The 22842-nt window shown below is 44.7% G+C and carries 21 protein-coding genes; 9 read left to right on the top strand and 12 right to left on the bottom strand.

What is annotated here, in order from left to right; translation table 11 throughout:
• The 9 genes from hisD (at window position 1) to M989_RS08675 (ending at window position 8565) form a co-directional block, all read left to right on the top strand.
• Complete coding sequence (gene hisD / locus M989_RS08715) at window positions 1-1305, top strand: histidinol dehydrogenase (RefSeq protein ID WP_064544386.1); 1305 nt, start codon at window positions 1-3, stop codon at window positions 1303-1305.
• Entirely contained in the window at window positions 1302-2363 is a 1062-nt protein-coding gene (gene hisC, locus M989_RS08710; RefSeq protein ID WP_064544384.1) for a histidinol-phosphate transaminase, read from the top strand. Before hisD ends, hisC begins: the two co-directional genes overlap by 4 nt.
• On the top strand, window positions 2360-3427 hold the full coding sequence (hisB, locus tag M989_RS08705) for a bifunctional histidinol-phosphatase/imidazoleglycerol-phosphate dehydratase HisB (RefSeq protein WP_064544382.1): 1068 nt from the start codon (window positions 2360-2362) through the stop codon (window positions 3425-3427). Before hisC ends, hisB begins: the two co-directional genes overlap by 4 nt.
• Window positions 3427-4017: an imidazole glycerol phosphate synthase subunit HisH gene (hisH, locus tag M989_RS08700; protein WP_064544380.1), complete on the top strand. Its 591-nt coding sequence runs from the start codon at window positions 3427-3429 to the stop codon at window positions 4015-4017. The genes hisB and hisH overlap by 1 nt, the downstream gene beginning before the upstream one ends.
• The gene (gene hisA / locus M989_RS08695) at window positions 4017-4754 is read left to right on the top strand and encodes a 1-(5-phosphoribosyl)-5-[(5-phosphoribosylamino)methylideneamino]imidazole-4-carboxamide isomerase (RefSeq protein WP_064544378.1); all 738 of its coding nucleotides are present in this window, start codon (window positions 4017-4019) and stop codon (window positions 4752-4754) included. Before hisH ends, hisA begins: the two co-directional genes overlap by 1 nt.
• Entirely contained in the window at window positions 4736-5512 is a 777-nt protein-coding gene (gene hisF, locus M989_RS08690; protein WP_064544376.1) for an imidazole glycerol phosphate synthase subunit HisF, read from the top strand. The genes hisA and hisF overlap by 19 nt, the downstream gene beginning before the upstream one ends.
• Window positions 5506-6105, top strand: coding sequence for a bifunctional phosphoribosyl-AMP cyclohydrolase/phosphoribosyl-ATP diphosphatase HisIE (gene hisIE / locus M989_RS08685; protein WP_064544374.1), 600 nt, complete (start codon window positions 5506-5508; stop codon window positions 6103-6105). Before hisF ends, hisIE begins: the two co-directional genes overlap by 7 nt.
• Before the next feature lie 153 nt (window positions 6106-6258).
• Complete coding sequence (locus M989_RS08680) at window positions 6259-7263, top strand: NAD-dependent epimerase (RefSeq protein ID WP_064544372.1); 1005 nt, start codon at window positions 6259-6261, stop codon at window positions 7261-7263.
• 198 nt (window positions 7264-7461) lie between these two features.
• Window positions 7462-8565, top strand: a complete 1104-nt coding sequence (locus tag M989_RS08675; RefSeq protein ID WP_280685183.1) for an acyltransferase family protein — start codon at window positions 7462-7464, stop codon at window positions 8563-8565.
• Window positions 8566-8676: 111 nt separating this feature from the next.
• Here M989_RS08675 and ugd read toward each other — a convergent pair whose 3' ends face one another.
• The 12 genes from ugd to M989_RS08615 all read right to left on the bottom strand — a co-directional run bounded on the left by ugd (window position 8677) and on the right by M989_RS08615 (window position 22705).
• Complete coding sequence (gene ugd / locus M989_RS08670) at window positions 8677-9843, bottom strand: UDP-glucose 6-dehydrogenase (protein ID WP_064544368.1); 1167 nt, start codon at window positions 9841-9843, stop codon at window positions 8677-8679.
• 208 nt (window positions 9844-10051) lie between these two features.
• Complete coding sequence (gndA, locus tag M989_RS08665; protein WP_064544366.1) at window positions 10052-11458, bottom strand: NADP-dependent phosphogluconate dehydrogenase; 1407 nt, start codon at window positions 11456-11458, stop codon at window positions 10052-10054.
• Between the two features lie 129 nt (window positions 11459-11587).
• The gene (locus M989_RS08660; protein ID WP_245191236.1) at window positions 11588-12682 is read right to left on the bottom strand and encodes a glycosyltransferase; all 1095 of its coding nucleotides are present in this window, start codon (window positions 12680-12682) and stop codon (window positions 11588-11590) included.
• Between the two features lie 10 nt (window positions 12683-12692).
• Entirely contained in the window at window positions 12693-13778 is a 1086-nt protein-coding gene (locus M989_RS08655) for a glycosyltransferase family 4 protein (protein WP_064544362.1), read from the bottom strand.
• A 1-nt stretch (window position 13779) separates the two neighbouring features.
• Entirely contained in the window at window positions 13780-14592 is an 813-nt protein-coding gene (locus M989_RS08650; protein WP_209438758.1) for a glycosyltransferase family A protein, read from the bottom strand.
• Window positions 14593-14832: 240 nt separating this feature from the next.
• On the bottom strand, window positions 14833-15852 hold the full coding sequence (locus M989_RS08645) for a glycosyltransferase (protein ID WP_064544360.1): 1020 nt from the start codon (window positions 15850-15852) through the stop codon (window positions 14833-14835).
• Window positions 15849-16970, bottom strand: a complete 1122-nt coding sequence (gene glf / locus M989_RS08640) for a UDP-galactopyranose mutase (RefSeq protein ID WP_083965137.1) — start codon at window positions 16968-16970, stop codon at window positions 15849-15851. Before glf ends, M989_RS08645 begins: the two co-directional genes overlap by 4 nt.
• On the bottom strand, window positions 16967-18208 hold the full coding sequence (locus M989_RS08635; protein WP_280685139.1) for a flippase: 1242 nt from the start codon (window positions 18206-18208) through the stop codon (window positions 16967-16969). The genes glf and M989_RS08635 overlap by 4 nt, the downstream gene beginning before the upstream one ends.
• Window positions 18209-18285: 77 nt before the next feature.
• Entirely contained in the window at window positions 18286-19305 is a 1020-nt protein-coding gene (locus M989_RS08630; RefSeq protein ID WP_064544354.1) for a glycosyltransferase, read from the bottom strand.
• Window positions 19302-20324 carry a UDP-glucose 4-epimerase GalE gene (galE, locus tag M989_RS08625; protein WP_064544352.1) on the bottom strand — a complete coding sequence of 341 codons (1023 nt, stop codon included), beginning with the start codon at window positions 20322-20324 and terminating at the stop codon, window positions 19302-19304. The genes M989_RS08630 and galE overlap by 4 nt, the downstream gene beginning before the upstream one ends.
• 281 nt (window positions 20325-20605) lie before the next feature.
• The gene (gene galF, locus M989_RS08620; RefSeq protein ID WP_064544350.1) at window positions 20606-21499 is read right to left on the bottom strand and encodes a UTP--glucose-1-phosphate uridylyltransferase GalF; all 894 of its coding nucleotides are present in this window, start codon (window positions 21497-21499) and stop codon (window positions 20606-20608) included.
• Between the two features lie 210 nt (window positions 21500-21709).
• Window positions 21710-22705 carry an NAD-dependent epimerase/dehydratase family protein gene (locus tag M989_RS08615; protein WP_064544472.1) on the bottom strand — a complete coding sequence of 332 codons (996 nt, stop codon included), beginning with the start codon at window positions 22703-22705 and terminating at the stop codon, window positions 21710-21712.
• Window positions 22706-22842 lie beyond the last annotated feature (137 nt).

Raw genomic sequence — 22842 nt, 5'->3', positions numbered from 1 at the left:
ATGAGCTTCAATACCCTGATTGACTGGAACAGCTGTAGCCCCGAACAACAGCAGGCGCTGTTAATGCGCCCGGCGATTTCCGCTTCCGACAGCATCACCCGCACGGTGGCCGACATTCTGGAAAACGTCAAAAACAACGGCGATACCGCGCTGCGCGAATACAGCGCGAAGTTTGATAAAACTGAAGTAAACGCGCTGCGCGTCACTGAAGAAGAAATTCAGCAGGCCGCAGGCCGTCTGAGCGACGAGCTAAAGCAGGCCATGCAGGCGGCGGTACGTAATATCGATACCTTCCACACCGCGCAAATTCTGCCGCCGGTGGATATCGAAACCCAGCCGGGCGTGCGCTGCCAGCAGGTGACCCGCCCTATCGCCTCCGTGGGGCTTTATATTCCGGGTGGTTCAGCGCCGCTGTTCTCCACCGTATTAATGCTGGCCACCCCGGCGCGCATCGCCGGCTGTAAAAAAGTGGTGCTGTGCTCGCCGCCGCCGATTGCCGATGAAATTCTTTATGCGGCGCAGCTGTGCGGCGTAAAAGAGGTGTTTAACGTCGGCGGCGCACAGGCCGTTGCGGCACTGGCGCTGGGCACCGAGTCCATTCCAAAGGTTGATAAAATCTTCGGGCCAGGCAATGCGTACGTCACTGAAGCGAAACGCCAGGTTAGCCAGCGTCTCGACGGTGCGGCCATCGATATGCCGGCGGGCCCATCTGAAGTGCTGGTCATCGCCGATAGCGGCGCAACGCCGGACTTTGTCGCCTCCGACCTGCTCTCTCAGGCCGAACACGGCCCAGATTCGCAGGTGATTCTGCTGACGCCGGACGCGAAGCTAGCCGAAGGCGTAGCACAAGCCGTTGAACGCCAGCTTGCCGAGCTTTCCCGCGCCGATACCGCGCGTCAGGCGCTCTCTGCCAGCCGCCTGATTGTGGCCAACGATCTGGCGCAGTGCGTGGCTATCTCCAACGCCTACGGCCCGGAGCACCTGATTATTCAGACCCGCAACGCGCGTGAACTGGTTGATGAGATCACCAGCGCCGGTTCGGTATTCCTCGGCGACTGGTCGCCGGAATCCGCGGGCGACTACGCCTCAGGCACCAACCACGTGCTGCCAACCTACGGCTATACGGCAACCTGTTCCAGCCTCGGTCTGGCCGATTTCCAGAAACGAATGACCGTGCAGGAATTATCGCGCGAAGGGTTCTCGGCGATTGCCGCCACCATTGAAACGCTGGCCGCCGCCGAGCTGCTGACCGCCCACAAAAACGCCGTTACCCTGCGCGTGAACGCCCTGAAGGAGCAAGCATGAGCATTGAACAGTTAGCCCGCGACAACGTTCGCGCCCTGACCCCATACCAGTCGGCGCGCCGCCTTGGCGGTAAAGGCGACGTCTGGCTGAACGCCAACGAATACCCGACGGCGGTGCCGTTCGAACTCAGCCAGCAGACGTTGAACCGCTACCCGGAATGCCAGCCAAAAGCGGTCATTGAAAACTACGCCGCCTATGCGGGCGTGAAGCCGGAGCAGGTGCTGGTGAGCCGTGGCGCGGATGAAGGCATCGAACTGCTGGTGCGCGCATTTTGCGAACCGGGCCGCGATGCGGTGCTGTTCTGCCCACCGACCTACGGCATGTACAGCGTCAGCGCCGAAACCATTGGCGTAGAATGCCGCACCGTGCCGGCCAAAGCCGACTGGCAGTTGGATCTGCCGGCTATTGCCGACAGTCTGTCCAACGTGAAAGTGGTTTACGTATGCAGCCCGAACAACCCAACCGGGCAGATTATCAACCCACAGGATTTCCGTACCCTGCTGGAGATGACTCGCGATAAAGCGCTGGTCGTTGCCGATGAAGCCTATATTGAGTTCTGCCCGCAGGCGACGCTGGCCGGCTGGCTGGCCGAGTACCCGCATCTGGTTATTCTGCGCACGCTGTCCAAGGCCTTTGCACTGGCTGGGCTGCGCTGCGGCTTTACGCTGGCGAATGAAGAGGTGATCGCGCTATTAATGAAGGTGATTGCGCCTTACCCGCTCTCGACCCCGGTTGCCGATATTGCGGCCCAAGCGCTTAGCGCGCAGGGCATCGCCGCCATGCGCGAACGCGTCGCGCAAATCCTGAATGAACGTCAGTATCTGGTGGAAGCGCTGCGCACCATCGACTGCGTCGAGCAGGTATTTGATTCCGAGACCAACTACGTACTGGCTCGTATTAAAGCCTCAAGCAGCGTATTTAAATCTTTATGGGATCAAGGCATTATCTTACGTGACCAGAATAAACAACCTTCTTTAAGCGGCTGTTTGCGCATCACTATCGGCACTCGTGCTGAGAGCCAGCGCGTGATTGACGCTTTGAAAGCGGAGACCGTATGACCCAGAAGTTTCTCTTTATCGATCGCGATGGCACCCTGATTTCTGAGCCACCCAGCGACTATCAGGTAGACCGTTTTGACAAACTGGCCTTCGAACCTGACGCTATTCCGGTTCTGCTGCAGTTGCAGAAGGCTGGCTATAAGCTGGTGATGATCACCAATCAGGACGGGCTGGGCACCGACAGCTTCCCGCAGGCGGACTTCGACGGCCCACACAACCTGATGATGCAAATTTTCACCTCTCAGGGCGTGGTGTTTGACGATGTGCTGATCTGCCCGCACCTGCCGGCCGATAACTGCGCATGCCGCAAACCGAAAACACAGCTGGTGACCGCATGGCTGGCGAACGAAGTGATGGATACCGCCAACAGCTACGTAATTGGCGACCGCGCTACCGACGTAGAGCTAGCCGCCAACATGGGCATTACCGGCCTGCGCTATAACCGCGACACGCTCAACTGGGCGATGATTGGCGAACAGCTCACCCGCCGCGACCGCTACGCGCATATTGAGCGTAATACCCGTGAAACGCAGATTGACGTAGAAGTGTGGCTGGACCGCGAAGGCGGCAGCAAAATTAACACCGGCGTCGGCTTCTTCGACCACATGTTGGATCAGATTGCCACCCACGGCGGTTTCCGCATGAACATCACCGTGAAGGGCGATCTGTATATCGACGATCACCACACCGTGGAAGATACCGGTCTGGCGCTCGGCGAGGCGCTGAAGGTGGCGCTCGGCGATAAGCGCGGCATCAACCGCTTTGGCTTTGTGCTGCCGATGGACGAATGTCTGGCCCGCTGCGCGCTGGATATCTCCGGCCGCCCGCACCTGGAATATAAAGCCGAGTTCACCTACCAGCGCGTAGGCGACCTCAGCACCGAGATGATCGAGCACTTCTTCCGCTCGCTCTCCTACGCAATGGGCATCACGCTGCACCTGAAAACCAAGGGCAAAAACGATCACCACCGCGTAGAGAGCCTGTTTAAAGTCTTTGGCCGCACGCTGCGCCAGGCGATTCGCGTAGACGGCAACACCCTTCCTTCTTCGAAAGGAGTGCTGTGATGAACGTGGTTGTCCTTGATACCGGCTGCGCGAACCTCAATTCGGTGAAAGCGGCGATCGCCCGTCACGGCTACGAGCCGGTGGTCAGCCGTGACCCGGATGTGGTGCTGCGCGCTGACAAACTGTTTCTGCCGGGCGTAGGTACCGCGCAGGCGGCGATGGATCAAATTCACGAGCGTGATTTGGTCGAGCTGATTAAAGCCTGCACCCAGCCGGTGCTCGGCATTTGCCTTGGCATGCAGCTGCTGGGACGCCGCAGTGAAGAAACGAACGGCGTCGACCTGCTGGGGATTATTGACCAGGACGTGCCGAAAATGACCGATTTTGGTTTGCCACTGCCGCACATGGGCTGGAACCGCGTCTATCCGAAAGCCGGCGATCGTCTGTTCCGCGGCATTGAGGACGGCGCTTATTTTTACTTCGTCCATAGCTACGCGATGCCGGTCAATGAATACACCATCGCGCAATGCCACTACGGTGAAGCGTTTACCGCCGCAGTACAGAAAGATAATTTTTATGGCGTCCAGTTCCACCCCGAACGCTCCGGCGCGGCGGGCGCACAGCTGCTGAAAAACTTCCTGGAGATGTAATGATCATTCCAGCTTTAGATCTGATTAATGGTACCGTGGTGCGCCTCCATCAGGGCGATTACGGCCAACAGCGCGATTATGGCAATGACCCGCTGCCGCGCCTGCAAGACTATGCGGCGCAAGGGGCGGAAGTACTGCACCTGGTTGATTTAACCGGCGCAAAAGATCCGGCCCAGCGCCAGATCCCGCTGCTGAAAACCCTGGTCGCCGGCGTGAACGTGCCGGTGCAGGTTGGCGGCGGCGTGCGTACCGAAGAAGACGTGGCGGCGCTGCTGGACGCGGGCGTGGCGCGCGTGGTGGTGGGATCAACGGCGGTGAAATCGCCGGAAGTCGTCAAGGGCTGGTTCCAACGCTTTGGTGCGGAACATCTGGTGCTGGCGTTGGACGTGCGCATCGACGATAACGGCACCAAACAGGTGGCGGTGAGCGGCTGGCAGGAAAACTCCGGCGTGACTCTGGAAGAACTGGTGGAGACCTACCTTCCCGTTGGCCTTCAGCACGTGTTGTGCACCGATATTTCGCGCGACGGCACGCTGGCAGGCTCTAACGTTTCATTGTATGAAGAGGTCTGCGCCCGCTACCCGCAGGTGGCGTTCCAGTCCTCCGGCGGCATTGGCGACCTGAACGATATTGCTGCCCTGCGCGGCACCGGCGTGCGCGGCGTGATTGTCGGCCGCGCGCTGCTGGAAGGTAAATTCAACGTAACGGAGGCCATCCAATGCTGGCAAAACGGATAATTCCTTGTCTTGACGTGCGTGATGGTCAGGTTGTTAAGGGCGTGCAGTTCCGCAATCACGAGATCATCGGCGACATCGTCCCGCTGGCCAAACGCTACGCCGATGAAGGCGCGGACGAACTGGTGTTCTACGATATCACCGCCTCCAGCGATGGCCGCGTGGTCGACAAAAGCTGGGTTTCCCGCGTTGCCGAAGTGATTGATATTCCGTTCTGCGTGGCGGGCGGCATTAAGTCCATCGACGATGCGGCGCGCATTCTCTCCTTCGGCGCGGATAAAATTTCCATCAACTCCCCGGCGCTGGCCGACCCGGAGCTGATTACCCGCCTGGCGGACCGCTTCGGCGTGCAGTGCATCGTGGTGGGTATTGATACCTGGTATGACGCTGACAGCGGCAAATATCATGTCAATCAATACACCGGCGATGAGAGCCGCACCCGCGTGACCCAGTGGGAGACGCTGGATTGGGTGCAGGAAGTGCAAAAACGCGGCGCGGGCGAAATCGTTCTCAACATGATGAACCAGGACGGCGTGCGCAACGGCTACGACCTGACGCAGTTGAAAAAAGTTCGCGAGGTTTGTCGCGTGCCGCTGATCGCTTCCGGCGGCGCAGGCACTATGGAACACTTCCTCGAAGCCTTCCGTGACGCCGATGTTGACGGCGCGCTGGCGGCTTCGGTGTTCCACAAACAGATTATTAATATTGGTGAACTAAAAGCGTACCTGGCAGCACAGGGCGTGGAGATTCGGGTATGTTAAGTGAACAACTGGACTGGCAGAAAACCGACGGACTGATGCCCGCCATTATCCAACACGCGGTATCCGGCGAAGTACTGATGCTTGGCTATATGAACAAGGAAGCGCTGGCCAAAACGCAGGAAACGGGCAAAGTAACCTTTTTCTCGCGCACCAAGCAGCGCCTGTGGACCAAGGGCGAAACCTCCGGCCACTTCCTCAACGTGGTAAGCATTGCGTCTGACTGCGACAACGACACCCTGCTGGTGCTGGTTAACCCGATTGGCCCGACTTGCCATAAAGGCACCTCAAGCTGCTTCGGCGACACCAGCCATCAGTGGTTGTTCCTGTATCAGCTTGAGCAACTGCTGGCCGAGCGTAAAACCGCCGACCCGGCAAGTTCGTACACCGCGAAGCTGTATGCCAGCGGCACCAAACGTATCGCACAGAAAGTCGGTGAAGAAGGCGTGGAGACCGCGCTGGCCGCCACGGTGCACGATAAGTTTGAGCTGAAGAATGAGGCTTCGGATTTGATGTATCACCTGCTGGTGCTGCTGCAGGATCAGGAGCTGGATTTGACTACCGTGATTGAAAATCTGCGTGCGCGTCATCAGTAATCCCCTTCCCCAACCCGGCCATCGCGCCGGGTTTTCTCTTTAATCTTCTTTCCGATAACCTAAATGGCAGATAACGATTATATTTTTCTACGCGCAGACGGTATGATCGCGCGCAATGAGACGTTCGTATCTGAATGAGTGTTAAGGAATGCTATGAAATATTTGGTCACCGGCGCGGCTGGCTTTATCGGTTTTCACGTGAGCCAGCGCCTGCTTGCCGCGGGTCATCAGGTTATTGGCCTTGATAACCTGAACGATTATTACGACGTCAGCCTGAAGCAGGCGCGTTTGAACATGCTGCAATCATCGGATTTTCGCTTTGTGAAGATGAACCTCGATGATAACGCCGCTATGGCCGAACTGTTTGCCGAAGCGCAGTTCGATCGCGTCATTCATCTTGCCGCACAGCCCGGCGTCCGCTATTCGCTGGAAAATCCGCACGCCTATGCGCAGGCCAACCTGGTAGGGCATCTCAACGTGCTGGAAGGTTGTCGCCACAACAAAGTTCAGCACCTGCTGTATGCCTCTTCCAGTTCCGTCTACGGCCTGAACCGCAAAATGCCGTTCTCCACCGATGACAGCGTTGACCATCCCGTCTCGCTTTACGCAGCCACCAAAAAAGCCAACGAGCTGATGTCGCACACCTACTCACATCTGTACGGCTTGCCGACCACCGGGCTGCGCTTCTTTACCGTGTATGGTCCGTGGGGCCGCCCGGATATGGCACTGTTCAAGTTCACCAAAGCCATGCTGGAAGGGAAAACCGTTGACGTTTATAACTACGGTAAGATGAAGCGTGACTTCACCTATATTGATGATATTGCCGAGGCGATTATTCGTTTGCAGGATGTCATTCCAGAGGCAAACAGCGAATGGACGGTCGAAAACGGTTCTCCGGCAACCAGCTCGGCGCCGTATCGCGTCTATAACATCGGCAATAGCTCACCGGTGGAGCTGATGGATTACATCACCGCGCTCGAAGAAGCACTGGGTATTGAGGCGAAGAAGAATATGATGCCGATGCAGGCAGGCGATGTGCTGGAAACTAGCGCAGAGACGCAGCCGCTGTATGACCTTGTCGGTTTCCGGCCCGAGACGTCGGTGAAGGATGGCGTTAAAAACTTCGTCGAGTGGTATCGTGAGTTTTATCAGGTTTAATCGTTCCAAATCACTTTTCAAGTGCAACATCAATAGAATTAGCCACTGTTCGAGGCCGTGGCTTTGATAACTGGTGTAGAGATTATTATTCAATAGAGAAACAATAGATAACCACAAAATTAACAATCACACAGAAAGTCAACATATTTTTATGAGGGTTATTAGCAAGTGCAAAATCAATTACTTTTAATTTTCTGGATGTTTACTTTAATTTACCTGTCATTAAAAATATTCGAAACTAAAAAACTTAGTTTCATAGACAAATTAGATAGCAGGCAGAATAATAAATTCGATGCTTTACGGTGTTACTTATCTATGCTCGTTGTTTTTCACCATTATTTTTTCAATTATTTTTATTACACAGAACATTCATGGACTATATCAGGCTATTATTTTTTTAATTTTATAGGTCCATTTTCAGTGAGTATGTTCTTTATTCTTTCGGGATATCTTTTTTCTACGATAGGACTAAAAAAAACAAACTGGTGGTTTTTGTTTTTTATAAAAAGAACTTTCAGAATAGCACCAATGGCAATTTTGTCATCGTTGATATGTATTTGCTTAATGTATAGGGAAGGTTGGATCAATGATGGCAATATTTACTTAATACTACAATGGTTAGATGCGGGGTTCTTTAATATAAGACCGGACTTATTTGGTGTAGAACATAGCAACATTATAAACGCTGGTGTGACATGGACATTGATGTGGGAATGGAGGCTATATCTTGCACTTCCTCTAATATCTATTCTCATACCAATAAAATGGCGTCTGCATGCATCATTAACAATCAGTGCATTATCTTTTATCCTTTATTTGTTTTGGAAGATAACACTTCCAGAACATGATGGCTTTATCTTTAGGGCGATGTTTTTATTCTCCGTAGGATTCCTGTGCAAATATCTATCCATAGGTATAATAAAAATTATCTCTATGAACAAAAGTACTCATTTAATAATTGCATTCATGTTTTTTTCGACAATATTCACTGAAAAAAACGGTGCTATTATGGCACTAATTCTACCCCCATTAATATTTTTACTCATTTGCAATGGATTTACTATTTTTGGTTTATTAAATAATACAGGCGCGTGTAGAATTGGAAAAATAAGTTACAGCATATACCTATTACATGGTATTGCATGGTACATCGGATTTAATAAAATTGTCATCACAAGCCATTTAATTTTATATTCTACCATTACATTTCTGTTAATGTTAACAATATCATTCGTACTATCTATTTCAATAGAGCATCCGATATACAACTGGATTAAGCTCAAATTGAATGAAAATTTTTAAGAAAAATAAATATAGACTCGCCTTTGTAAGATCATGCTACGAAGGATCGTTTTTATAGAAACAATCCTTCGTACATTACATGTATTATAGAATTTTTAATTTTATCGTAATTCAGTCATTACCAAACAGATCGCGGGTATATACTTTCTCTTCCACATCCGCCAGCTCTTCCGCCATACGGTTGGAGATAATCACGTCAGCTTCCTGCTTAAAGGCATCGAGATCGCGCACCACGCGGGAGTTAAAGAACTCATCTTCCTGCATCACTGGTTCATAAATAATGACCGGAATACCCTTGGCCTTGATACGCTTCATGATCCCCTGAATGGAGGACGCGCGGAAGTTATCCGAGCCAGATTTCATGATCAGACGGTATACGCCCACCACCTTCGGCTTGCGCGCGAGGATGGAGTCGGCAATAAAGTCTTTACGCGTGCGGTTAGCGTCGACAATCGCACCGATGATGTTATTCGGCACCGACTCGTAGTTAGCCAGCAGCTGCTTGGTGTCTTTCGGCAGACAGTAACCACCGTAGCCGAATGACGGGTTGTTGTAGTGGTTGCCAATGCGCGGGTCCAGACATACCCCTTCAATAATCTGTCGTGAGTTCAGGCCCAGACTTTCGGCATAGCTGTCCAGTTCGTTAAAGTAGGCCACGCGCAGCGCCAGGTAGGTGTTGGCAAACAGCTTGATGGCTTCGGCTTCCGTCGAGTCGGTAAACAGCGTCGGGATATCTTTCTTCACCGCCCCTTCCTGCAACAGCGCGGCAAAACGCTCGGCGCGCTCAGAACGCTCGCCTATCACGATACGCGACGGATGCAGGTTATCGTACAGCGCACGGCCTTCACGCAGGAACTCCGGCGAGAAGAAAATATTGTCGATACCCAGTTTTTCTTTGATTGAATTGGTAAAGCCAACCGGAATGGTCGATTTGATCACCATCACCGCTTTAGGGTTGATTTCGACCACGTCACGGATAACGGACTCGACGCTGGCGGTGTTGAAATAGTTTGTTTTCGGGTCGTAATCGGTCGGAGTGGCGATGATCACGTAGTCGGCATTGCGGTAAGCGTCATGTTTATCGGTCGTCGCACGGAAATTCAGCGGTTTGGTCGCCAGATATTCTTCGATCTCTTTATCCACGATCGGCGATTGTTTCTGATTCAGCATGTCGACCTTAGCCTGAATGATATCCAGGGCCACCACTTCGTGGTGCTGGGCGATCAGAATGCCGTTCGACAGGCCAACGTAACCTGTTCCTGAAATAGTTATCTTCATTCGCTCTGTAACTTCTTCCGGTTAAACATTTGAGGGTGATTGCATCACCACCGAGTGATCCAACGTTGTCGTATCGGATCGGCGTACGGTCAGTATATCGCGATTTACCACAACGCCGCCTATCAGACCTGACTGAATGCTGTTTTCAGACAATAAAAAAGCCCGGAGATGCGCTCCGGGCCTGCATTTAAGGATGAACTAATTCAGATTAATCCAGCCATTCGGTGTGGAACACACCTTCTTTATCCGTGCGTTTATAAGTGTGCGCACCGAAGTAATCACGCTGAGCCTGAATCAGGTTCGCTGGCAGGACCGCAGCACGGTAGCTGTCGTAGTAGGCAACTGCCGCAGAGAAGGTCGGTACCGGAATACCATTCTGTACAGCGTAAGCCACAACATCACGCAGCGCCTGCTGGTACTCGTCAGCGATGTTTTTGAAGTACGGCGCCAGCAGCAGGTTAGCGATACCCGCATTCTCTGCGTAAGCGTCGGTGATTTTCTGCAGGAACTGTGCACGAATGATGCAGCCCGCGCGGAAGATCTTCGCGATTTCGCCGTAGTTCAGATCCCAGTTGTACTCGTCAGACGCGGCACGCAGCTGAGAGAAGCCCTGCGCATAGGAGACGATTTTGCCCAGGTACAGCGCACGACGCACTTTCTCAACGAACTCCGCCTTATCGCCAGCCAGTTTAGCCTGCGGGCCGGACAGCACTTTAGATGCCGCAACGCGCTGGTCTTTCAGCGAGGAGATGTAGCGCGCGAATACGGACTCGGTGATCAGCGACAGCGGTTCGCCCAGGTCCAGAGAACTCTGGCTGGTCCATTTACCGGTACCTTTGTTCGCCGCTTCGTCCAGGATCACGTCAACCAGGTATTTACCGTCTTCATCTTTTTTGGTGAAGATGTCTTTGGTGATGTCGATCAGGTAGCTGCTCAGCTCGCCTTCATTCCACTCGGTGAAGGTAGTTGCCAGCTCTTCGTTAGACAGGTTCAGGCCACCTTTCAGCAGAGAGTAAGCTTCTGCAATCAGCTGCATGTCGCCGTACTCGATACCGTTGTGAACCATCTTCACGTAATGGCCCGCACCGTCAGCGCCGATGTAGGTCACGCACGGTTCGCCATCTTCTGCTACCGCAGCGATTTTGGTCAGGATTGGAGCAACCAGTTCGTACGCTTCTTTCTGGCCGCCAGGCATGATAGACGGACCTTTCAGCGCGCCCTCTTCACCACCGGACACGCCGGTACCGATGAAGTTGAAGCCTTCAGCGGACAGTTCGCGGTTACGACGGATAGTGTCCTGGAAGAAGGTGTTGCCACCATCAATGATGATGTCGCCTTTATCGAGGTACGGCTTCAGGGAATCGATGGCAGCATCGGTGCCCGCGCCCGCCTTCACCATTAACAGGATACGACGTGGGGTTTCAAGAGACTCGACGAACTCCTGTACCGTATAGTGAGGAACCAGCTTCTTGCCCGGGTTCTCAGCGATCACTTCTTCGGTTTTTTCACGGGAGCGGTTGAAGATGGAGACGGTATAACCACGGCTTTCGATGTTGAGCGCCAGGTTGCGCCCCATCACTGCCATACCGACTACGCCGATCTGTTGCTTGGACATTACATACTCCTGTCAGGTGTGTTGGTAGTAGCAAATCAGCTACTCTTAGTCTGAAGAAAACCTTATTGAACCTAGTTTGATATACTCGGATAACACGAATGTCTCTTCGGGAATCAACCAAAGCATATTTTACGTTAATGAAGAGTATAACTTAAGCCATTTATCACATATGGCATCAATTGAATATTTTTGTTTAACTCTTTCTCGTGCCTTCTCCCCTATAGCAATTCTTTCAGCACGAGAGAGTTTACATGCGTTTTCAATACCTACAGCGAGATGCTGAGCGTCTTTTTTTTGAACAACAAATCCGACCCCAGCGACTAAATCTTTTGTTCCACCGCAATCAGTAGTGACTATGCACCCTTTACTTGCCATTGCTTCGCACAATACCAATGGCATACCTTCCCAGGCTGAAGACATAACATAGACGTCCATAGCACTCATCCACTGAAAGACATCATCTCGTCTGTTTAACCAAATTACATGAGAGTCAATAGCCAATTCTTTAGCTAAATTTTTCAATTCAGCCTCTAGCTCACCAGTACCAATGATTGCAAGTTTTGCACAATTATTTTCTAAAAAAATTGAAAAGGCATGCAGTAAATTATTATAATCTTTTGCTGCAGTTAGTCGCCCAACAGATAGTAGTAATAACTCATCATTTGATATATTTATCTCATTTCGACGTTTCTCTCGGTGAGATTCAACATAACAAAAATGAGACACATCAATGCCATTAGGCATATATATCATTCGATGAGATGAAACAGCTCCTTGTCCAATGAAACTATCAACTGCATCTTGGCTCACGTTTGTATTTATGGTCGAAAGTTTATCTGTTACTCGATACATAAACATTCTTAAGCGTCCTCCTTCGACTGTATTATGCGCAGTGCAAACCAAAGCAGGCATACGTCTGATTAATCTCAGCAGGCGACTAAAAATATTAGCATGATACATATGACTATGAACGATATCAGGATTAAATCCAGCCAATAGCTTACTTGCTCTAAACAACGAAGGTAAGAAATTAGTTAAGTTTTTTTTAAGACCAAGAGAGACTACTTCAACATCTTGAACTCTGGGTTTTACGTCAATAAGACCTGTTAAATTAATAATCATTATTCTACAGCCTAGAGCTGATAAACTATCAGCAAGGTCGCAAACTTGCCTCTCAGCCCCCCCCATACCTAATCCTGTGATAACAAAACAAATATTTTTCACCAAACCTCCATCATTCAGAAGAAATAAAATCTATCCATTCCGGACCAATTTTATCAATAGAAAACCTCTTAGAGTTTCTTTTAGCGTTATCAATCATTCGTTTATGCTTGGAAGGTTCCGTTTTAATCATGTTAATTGCTGAATTTAAACTTTCAGAAAAAAGCTCAATATTCCCCTCTTCAACCAACCATCCAGTAGAAGAGTCAATTATCAATTCAGAAGGGCCTGTCATACAATTAAAAGCGACTACAGGAAGGCCATACTCCTGGGCTTCCAATAACACCATTGGGAATCCTTCGAAACGTGATGTCAAAGCAAGAATGGATGCATTTTTATAATAAAAATCGATATGTTTTGTCGCAGGAACAAACTCAACCGAGTTACTTATATTAAAATCAGAACAAAGTTGATAAAGAGCTAACGCTTCCTCACCACTTCCAACTATTCTTAAAACCCAATCGGTATGCACTTTACAAACTTTAGCCCATGCAGCAATCAGCATATCATACCCTTTAACATGAGTTAGATTTCCAACAGCAATAACAACATTTCCAGAACCTACAATCGTTTCAGAAAGTTTAAAACTCACAGGGTTATATATTTGTGTTATATTTGCTCGCATAATTGTATTTTTCTTCCATAAATACATATCTTGGCGTGTTAGAGCAACTATATCATCTGAAAACAACGCGGAAGCAAAACGCGAGATCGTTCTAGACTTTTTACCTAAATTATTATTGAAATTAAAATGTTCCCAACTTACGTTCCTAACGTTCAAAAATAACAACGCAGGAATAGTGTATAGTGATAGCAATGTATCTACGCATACAACAACATCAATTTTATTTTTTTTTATATATTGTCGGAGTTTAAAAATGGTTGATGGATATCGATTAACTCCCCGTCCCATAGAATCAAATAAAGAATCTAGTCTTATTTCTTTTTTCAAAGGGAAAAAACTAGATTTACCTAACTGAAGACTTAAAATTGAAATTTCGAATGAGTGAGACGAGAGATAGTTAGCTATGATACTTGTAACACGTTCAGTACCACCTGATCGAGACATATCACCGACAAAAAAACAAATTTTCTTCATATTACTTCCATCGCCACAAATAGAAACTAACCTGCAACAACCTCAATATTGTTTTTAAAAAGCCAATTGGATTTTTAACAAAATAAATAAATGGGATATTGCGGAGCATTGATTTCCTAGCAATGAAATGGCCTCTAGCATTATTTTTAATTGAACTTTTACTTAACCTATTGACTTCACTTTCATCGTAGAAAACCCTAACAATGTTATTAACATATAAAAAATCATAATGCTTTGAAATTGTAGAATAAAACCATACCTCAGGTATAAATTTAACTTCTGGAGATATCGGATATAAATATTGGGTTAAAGCATATGTTTTGAATACATCAATTTTCTCACCTACATTTCGACTTGCAAACTCCTTGAACCAACTGGTAATCATATCATCTGAACTGCCAAATTTACTCGTGAGTTGACCTGTTTCATTGTTGATTGCCGAACATCTAAGCCCAATAATAGAATGTTCATTCTCGATCAGCTTAAGTTTTTCTTTCAATAAGATTAATGATTGTGGGAATAATGCGTCATCAGAATCTAGGCCTATGAAGTATTTACCTCTAGCATGGTTAACTGCAAAATTCCAAGCAGCTTGCTTTCCTGCATTATTTCTATAAAAATACACAATATCAATCAATTTCTCGCATCTAAAGTTACTTATTAACTCACTGGTGCCATCAGTAGAACCATCATCTATAATCAGCCACTCAATCTCATCAGACCCTATCCCCTGAGCAATAATACTATTATAGCATCGAGACAACGTATCCTTACGATTAAATGAGGGCGTGAATATAGTAAACAAAACACTCATAATTATCACCGCTAAGAAATATAGTTATTAGATTTTAGGTTATTGCTACAAAAGGCATACATACAGAAGTAATTAATTGAATATATTTATATTTAAGCAGCATTAATTATAAAGTTAAAAACCATCTCAGACTAATAAAAAGTAAATCATTAAAAATTAAATATGGAGGCATTAACTAAGATTGCCATATGGATTACTGATCTTATTATTATTTTTCTTCATTAAATCATTAGGTAAGATTTATGTGTAATCTTTTTCTACTTCATTAATGGCATTCATCATAAAAAATCCTGCACGAATTTTCCCCCCAACTTTCATAGCATTTGATTTCATATTAGTATAGTCGGCAATATCGATTGATTCTATAATATCATTAATTTCATCCATCGAGGATACTATAATCCCACATTTATTTTTGACTACAAACTCTGAGAGAGCTGACTCACTCCAGACTATAATTGGTAAATTTTGTGACAAATAAAAAGATGCTTTATGAGGATTATTAAATCTTAGATATTCTCCAAAATCACCGTTACATGTGTGGGAACTCATACCATCCCAAACCAATCCAAAAGTTTTTTTATCCATATAAGAATCATTAAACACAATAGGACTATTTGGATCGAAACATCCTTTATAATTAATATATGGGCTTCTACTCTCTTCAAAGTTCATACCCCATACATCAATTTCATTTCTGTATTCATAAATAAAAGATGACTTATTCTTGCTTAAATTACCAACAAACACAAGTTTAATATTATTATCGATAATATTATTACTACAGCAAGGTTCATCAATTAAGTAATCAAAAATCTGAAGCGATTTAATTTTATCATCTCTTACTTTGCTGACATTAGCTATATAACTAGCCATCTTCAAATTATGTGCAATCAGAGAATCAAACATTGACATATACTTATCATCTTTGGTTGTACCACCTCTTAAACTATCAAGATCATGAACAATTCCAACTAGCAGATAGCCTTTTATTTTTTTAAGTGTAAACAATAAATTGATATAAAATATATTATTCGGATAATTAACATATACAATATCATTACACCTCAGCATAGTGATTATTCTAAATGCACATAGCAGTCGCTCTAAAATACCATATAAAGTTTTTTTATTATATTTGGAAGAAACATAAATAATTTTCATCCTCATCGATTTTGCTATATTAAGAACATCATATCTGGCTTTATATCCTGCATGTTGCTTTTTATTTTCTATATCAGAAACTAAAACTTTTCTCATACACCAATCTCTTTATTTACAAAATGCAATGCTGCTGAGACAACCTGATGCATATCATAATATTTATATTCAGCAAGACGCCCACCAAAATGAACTTTTTCACTGTTGTTTTCTGATAAGGCCCTATACTTTTTGAAAATATTCATGTTTTTCTTATCATTTACAGGGTAATATGGTTCATCACCTGGCATCCATTCTTTAGGAAATTCTTTCGTAATTATAGTATGCATTGTTTCAACATAATCAAAATGCTTATGCTCAATAATTCTTGTAAAAGGAACATCTATATCTGTATAATTAACAACAGCATTACCTTGGTAGTTTTCAATATTTAGCATTTCATTTTCGAATTGTAAACTTCTGTAGTCCAATTGCCCAAATATATAATTATAGTATTCATCTATCGGACCTGTGTAAATAATTCGACTAGCCTTCTCTGCTAAAGTCTCTTTATATTTTAGAAAATCCACATTCAAATGAACCTCAATGCAGTTTAATAATTTCTCTGCCAACTGAGTATAACCACCTATCGGTATCCCTTGATATCTATCAGAAAAATAGTTGTTATCAAAAGTCATACGAACTGGTAATCTGGAAATAATAAAAGCAGGAAGATCGGTAGCCTTTCTTCCCCACTGTTTTTCTGTATATCCCTTTATCAATTTTTCGTAAATATCTCGCCCAACTAAAGATATAGCCTTTTCTTCTAAATTTTCAGGTTCTTTCCCATTTAACTCTTGCCGTTGTTTTTCAATTATGTTTATCGCTTCTGCAGGAGTTTTGACTCCCCATAATTGATAAAAAGTGTTCATATTAAAAGGCAAATTATAAAGTACCCCCTTATAATTTGCTATTGGTGAATTGGTGAATCTATTAAACTCAACGAAACTATTTACATAATCCCATATTTTTTTGTCATTCGTATGAAAAATATGTGCTCCATATTTATGCACCTGGATACCATTTATATTTTCTGTAAATACATTACCGCCAATATGTTTTCTTTTCTCAATGACCAGAACTGTTTTCCCTGCTTTATTTAACTCATGTGCACAAATACAACCATATAATCCTGAACCGACAATGAGATAATCATATTTATCTTTAATTGTTTTCAAAATATAACCTTTTTGGTTTTAACAAAATTAAACATGAGTATAGTAATTACTAATTCGGTAACTAACATTGATATAGCCGCACCATTTTCTTGTAAAGTATAGATAAGTGGGAAAACAATAATTAAATTGATGCCGCCACCGAACATTAAAATTCTACTAAATGCCTTCTTAAATCCATGGGTTAACATTACATGGATACCCAAAATATTGCTCAATAATATAATAAACGGCATAAAGGACATCCACTTTAACACTGATATTGATTCCGTGAACCCATGGCCAACGAAACGTTCAATAATCCAAGGAGATAGATAATACAATGTCAACGATCCTAACAATGCAATCCCCCCCACTATTAACATTGTTTTTTTTATTATTTTAATCGCAGATTCATAATCTTTATCAATCAATGCGCTGACTCGAGGATAAACAGCTTGTATAATAGGGTTCAAGAGACCTTGTGCCGCGATACGAATAGTATTGGCCGCATTAAAATATCCTACTGAGGATGCGTTCCCAATGATACCTAGGATAACAATAGTACTTGTGGTATAGAGATTAATAGCTGAATTAGAAATAAACACATGCCAACTGTCAAGTAGTCTATTCTTAATATCTAATAAATTAAATTGTATACACCCTATATATTCCATTCGTTGAATTATAAACAGGCTTAATACAGCGGAAAATATAAAAACACAGCTTTGGATTATTGCTGCAATCCATACATCATCAGGCGTATTAACTAGAATAAAAGTCAGTGGTATTATGCAGAACCGTGAAGTTAATGTACAAACGGTTATCAATTTCATTTTTTCAATTCCTTGAAAAAACCAAACAGGATAAAGCACATTACCTAAGACCATAGGGACAAATGCAAATATGACGGGCAAGTATTTCTGAAGAGAATCGGTACTAATGAAAATGATAACTAGTATAACAGTACTTACTGAAAATAATATCAATTTTGCAAAAATGACGGACCAAAAAATACTGGATACATAGATTTTATTTTCATGATTCTTAGCAATTTGTTGCGTAGCCGTCCAGTTAAATCCATACTCAGTAACCAAGATTACGTATTGGATAACAGCTTGTGAAAAACCTAATATCCCAAATGACTCGGGACCAAGCACTCTGACTAAATATGGAAATGTTAACAGTGGGAGTATATAACCAGCACCTTGTACTAACATTAGATAAAATGCATTCTTTAAGACTATAGTTTTATTTAACAATAAAACCTCACAATGAAATAGATATAAGATTGAAAGTATATTTTATGTAAATGCGTTTTTCATTGCTCATTTTGCTGTTAATCTAGAATAAGTCTCCTATAGCATTCAATATAATTTTTAATGTCATATTTGCTAGAGGAAATTAATGCTTGGTAACTATATTCTTCATATCTTGAAAATATATGTTCTATATTTTCATTAATACTTTTTTCATCATTGCTGGTTAACAACCCATTTCCTTCGATTAACTCAGCGCAGCCGCCGACATCGCTAAGTAACAGTGGTAAGCCAGCGGTATGAGCCTCTAATCCTGACATCGGCAAGCCTTCGCTATCTGAAATAAGGGCAAAGAGATCATAACATTGATAATCAGCAAACTGATTAACTTCACCTAGAAATCGAATATTTGAATATCCTCTATATTTTTCTTTGAGTGATTCTAAATTTTCCCCGCCTCCAATGATATCAAGCTTGTAATTGTTTTTTTTAGATATAACTTCAGCTAAGAGTTCAGGCCGTTTGGGGTGTGTCAGCCTGCCTACAAATAACACGTTGTATCCTATTTTTTTATTTACTCGTTTAGGCATTGGTGTAACGGTATTTGGTACCATAATAATCTTACTATCATCTATTCCGATGAAATCCAATGCTTTTACTCTATCGCTTTCGGATACACACCATATAACATCGGTTATTTTTGAGAGATATTTTTCTATTTTACAAAATACATACCTTAAACTCCCGCCATTATATATACATGACCATCCATGCGATACATATATGCACTTAAATTTACAGAATAACTTTGCTAATCTCGCATAAACCCCAGCATTTGCAGAGCTTGCAATAACAGTATTAATATTATTCCTTTTGAAAAAAAATATAATCTTCCATAATGTAAAAATATTGAGATGTTTTTTCACCCCTGGTAAAATCAATGTTTTATTAAAATTTTCCGAATTTTCTGTCAACCAACCTAACTCAGATGTAATTAAAAATAAATTACACTCATCTTTTAGAGTATTGGACATCTCACTCACCCATGTTTGGGCTCCACCGACTTCAGACTTAGTAATAATAAATGCAACATTTTTCATGTTCTATGATACCCAGTTGGATTCATTGTCTGCCAACGCCATACATCCTCTAACATTTCCCGCAAGCCTTTTGTTGCTTCCCATTTTAACTTTTCTTTAGCACGGTCTGGGCTTGCCCAAGATTCAGCAACATCCCCCTGTCGTCTGTCTCTTATTACATATGGAATTTCTTTCCCTGTAATATCTTTAAACATTGATATGACTTCCATAACCGAATAACCTTGGCCCGTGCCAAGATTATAAACCTCATAACTAACCGAGTTTGAAAATATATAATTTAAAGCCTTTACATGGCCAAATGCAAGATCCATAACATGTATATAGTCTCGAACTCCTGTTCCATCTTTTGTAGGATAGTCCGCGCCGTATATAGTCAGTAATGGATATTTTTCTTGTGCTACATTTGCGACATATGGGATAAGATTGCTAGGTATACCATTTGGATCTTCACCTAACATTCCAGATGGATGTGCTCCAGTGGGGTTAAAGTATCGTAACGAAATAATCGAAATATCAGATTGGCTTCTACTAAAATCTTTGAGAATACATTCCATCATTACTTTCGATGAACCATACGGATTAGTGGCACCGCCAATTTCATCGTCTTCTGTACTAGGTTGCGAGCTATTTGAACCATATACAGTTGCTGATGAACTAAAAATAAATTTATTAACCGAGTATTCTTGCATGCACTCAAGTAAAACAAGAGTACCTGTGATATTATTCGAATAATATGTTAATGGTATAGAGTTCGACTCCCCCACTGATTTCAAAGCAGCGAAATGAATTACTGCATCAATAGAATGATTTTCAAAAATCAATGAAAGTATTTTTTTGTCACGAATATCACCCTGATAAAAAATGACTTTTTTTCCAGTCAACTCTTCTACTACTTTTAATGACTCATCGGAAGAGTTACATAAATTGTCAAGAACGACAACATCATAATTATTTTCTAATAATGAAACTGCAGTATGTGAACCTATATATCCAGCACCACCAGTAACTAGTATTAACATGCATATTCCCCACTAAGAAAACATCGATTGATGCAGGAACGCTACCGCCCCTGGCTCAATAGCTACCAGAGTACTAAAATCCCAATGATGTATATGAAAAACAAGAAAACTACAGCGTAATCGCTTTTTTGGTCTTAAAATCGAACCACATATATTTTACATTAATATATTAAGATCATATAAAAACGGCAACAATCTTCTGGATAGAATCAACACCTAATCCAGAAATTCGCTGCCATTATTGTACTTCTCATTTACGAATATATTACTCCTACCTAAATTTACTCCGAAAGCAGCTTCTCAATCCCTTTCCGGAACTTCGCCCCTTCCTTCAAATTCCGCAGCCCATACTGTACAAACGCCTGCATATACCCCATTTTCTTACCGCAGTCATAGCTGTCGCCGGTCATCAGCATGGCATCAACAGACTGTTTTTTCGCCAGTTCGGCAATCGCATCGGTAAGCTGAATACGTCCCCATGCACCGGGAACCGTCTGCGCCAGCTCGTTCCACACATCGGCAGACAGCACATAGCGGCCGACGGCCATAAGATCTGAGTTAAGCGTCTGAGGTTGATCCGGCTTCTCGATAAAATCGATGATACGGCTAACCTTGCCTTCGCTGTCCAGAGGATCTTTTGTTTTAATCACTGAGTATTCAGAAAGATCGCCCGGCATACGTTTTGCCAATACCTGGCTACGGCCCGTGTCATTGAAGCGAGCCACCATTGCCGCAAGATTATAACGCAGCGGATCGGCAGATGCGTTGTCAAGAATGATATCAGGCAGCACGACTACAAACGGGTTGTCGCCAACAATCGGGCGAGCACAAAGAATAGAGTGCCCTAAGCCTAACGGCTGAGCCTGACGCACGTTCATGATGGTGACGCCCGGTGGACAGATAGACTGTACTTCAGCCAGCAGTTGACGCTTAACGCGTTGTTCCAGCAGGGCTTCCAGTTCGTACGAGGTGTCGAAGTGGTTTTCCACCGCATTTTTCGATGCGTGGGTGACCAGGACGATTTCTTTGATTCCTGCAGCGACGATCTCATCGACAATGTACTGAATCATCGGTTTATCGACGATCGGCAGCATCTCTTTGGGAATCGCTTTCGTGGCGGGCAACATATACATACCCAAGCCTGCTACCGGAATGACTGCTTTCAAATTAACCATGGTAATGTCCACTTTTATTCAGTTGAAAAAGTATAGCCTTTCAGACCGTCAACGTCTGAGGTGGTTCGCTAATCCTTTGAAACTCAAAAACATAGGGAAAACGAATAACTCTACTACAACCTATCAACTGACAATTTTGACTCAGATGAATCGGAAAGCCCGTCATTCAGTCAGCTACGAAACTGCATTTCCGATTTTTCGCAGCAAAAATCACTCAGTCACAAACGTGACATCGTCCTGTTTCTCGTGGACGAATTCGTACTTCAGCGTTCGATCTAAGCCCTGAGACAGGGTATACGGCGCAACAAATCCCGAGGTATGCACCTTAGTTGCATCAAACTGCGTCGTGGCGCAAAACTTCTTCACCCTCACTGAACTGATGGCATATTTTTTCCCGCTGACTTTACTCAGCAGGTCAAAACAATAGCCGCCCAGCATACCGACTGCATAAGGCAAATGAACGGAAGGAATTTTTTTGTTGAGGCTTTTTTCCACTTCGGCAACCAGCTGATTCATGTTCAGGTCCGGCTTGTCGACGTAGTTGTATACCTCATAACCTGCCGTAACATTGCTCAGCTTATACTTGATAAACTCAACGATATTGCCGATATAGGCCATTGATTTATAGTTTGTTCCTGCGCCCACCATCGCAAACTTGCCGCCGGCGATCTGCTTCAACAGGTTGTAAACATTGCCGCGATTACGCTCACCAAAAATCACCGTTGGACGAATAATGGTCAGCGAACGTTCATCAGGCGCCTGCTGGCACCACTCGCGCAGTACCTCTTCCGCCTGCCATTTGCTTTTACCGTAATGGTTGAACGGATCTTCTGGATGGCTTTCATCAGGATTGACCTTATTCAGGCCGTATACGGCAACCGAACTCGCAAAAATGATATTTTTCACGCCATTCTTGTTCATGGCGGCCAGCACGTTGCGCGTTCCCTGAACATTCACGTCGTAATACAGTGATGTGGGACTCACATCATCACGATGCTCGGCAGCCAGCAACACCACGGTATCAAACCCGGCAAATGCGGCATCCATGCTCTCCTGATGACGAACATCACCCAGTTCGGTAACTTCAGGGAAGAAATGACTCTGCTGCTTATCTACGTTTTTGATGCGAAAATCATCTTTAACCAGCTCAATCAAGCGGGTCCCGACAAATCCTGACGCACCCACAAAGCAAACTTTATCATTCATAATCATTTAACGAGTATCATGCCGTATGCATTTAAAGGATAACCACCCTCCCGCAGGAGCGACGCATTAGCCCGAGTTAATTCTATCAATCAGGCAATTATAATCTTTTGATAAATGATATCCAGTATAGAAATGTC

It is taken from the genome of Kluyvera georgiana ATCC 51603 (genome assembly GCF_001654985.1).
Classification (GTDB): Bacteria; Pseudomonadota; Gammaproteobacteria; order Enterobacterales; family Enterobacteriaceae; genus Kluyvera; species Kluyvera georgiana.
The sequence above is the reverse complement of the archived record's forward strand: the minus strand, read 5'-3'. Positions and strand labels throughout refer to the sequence as shown.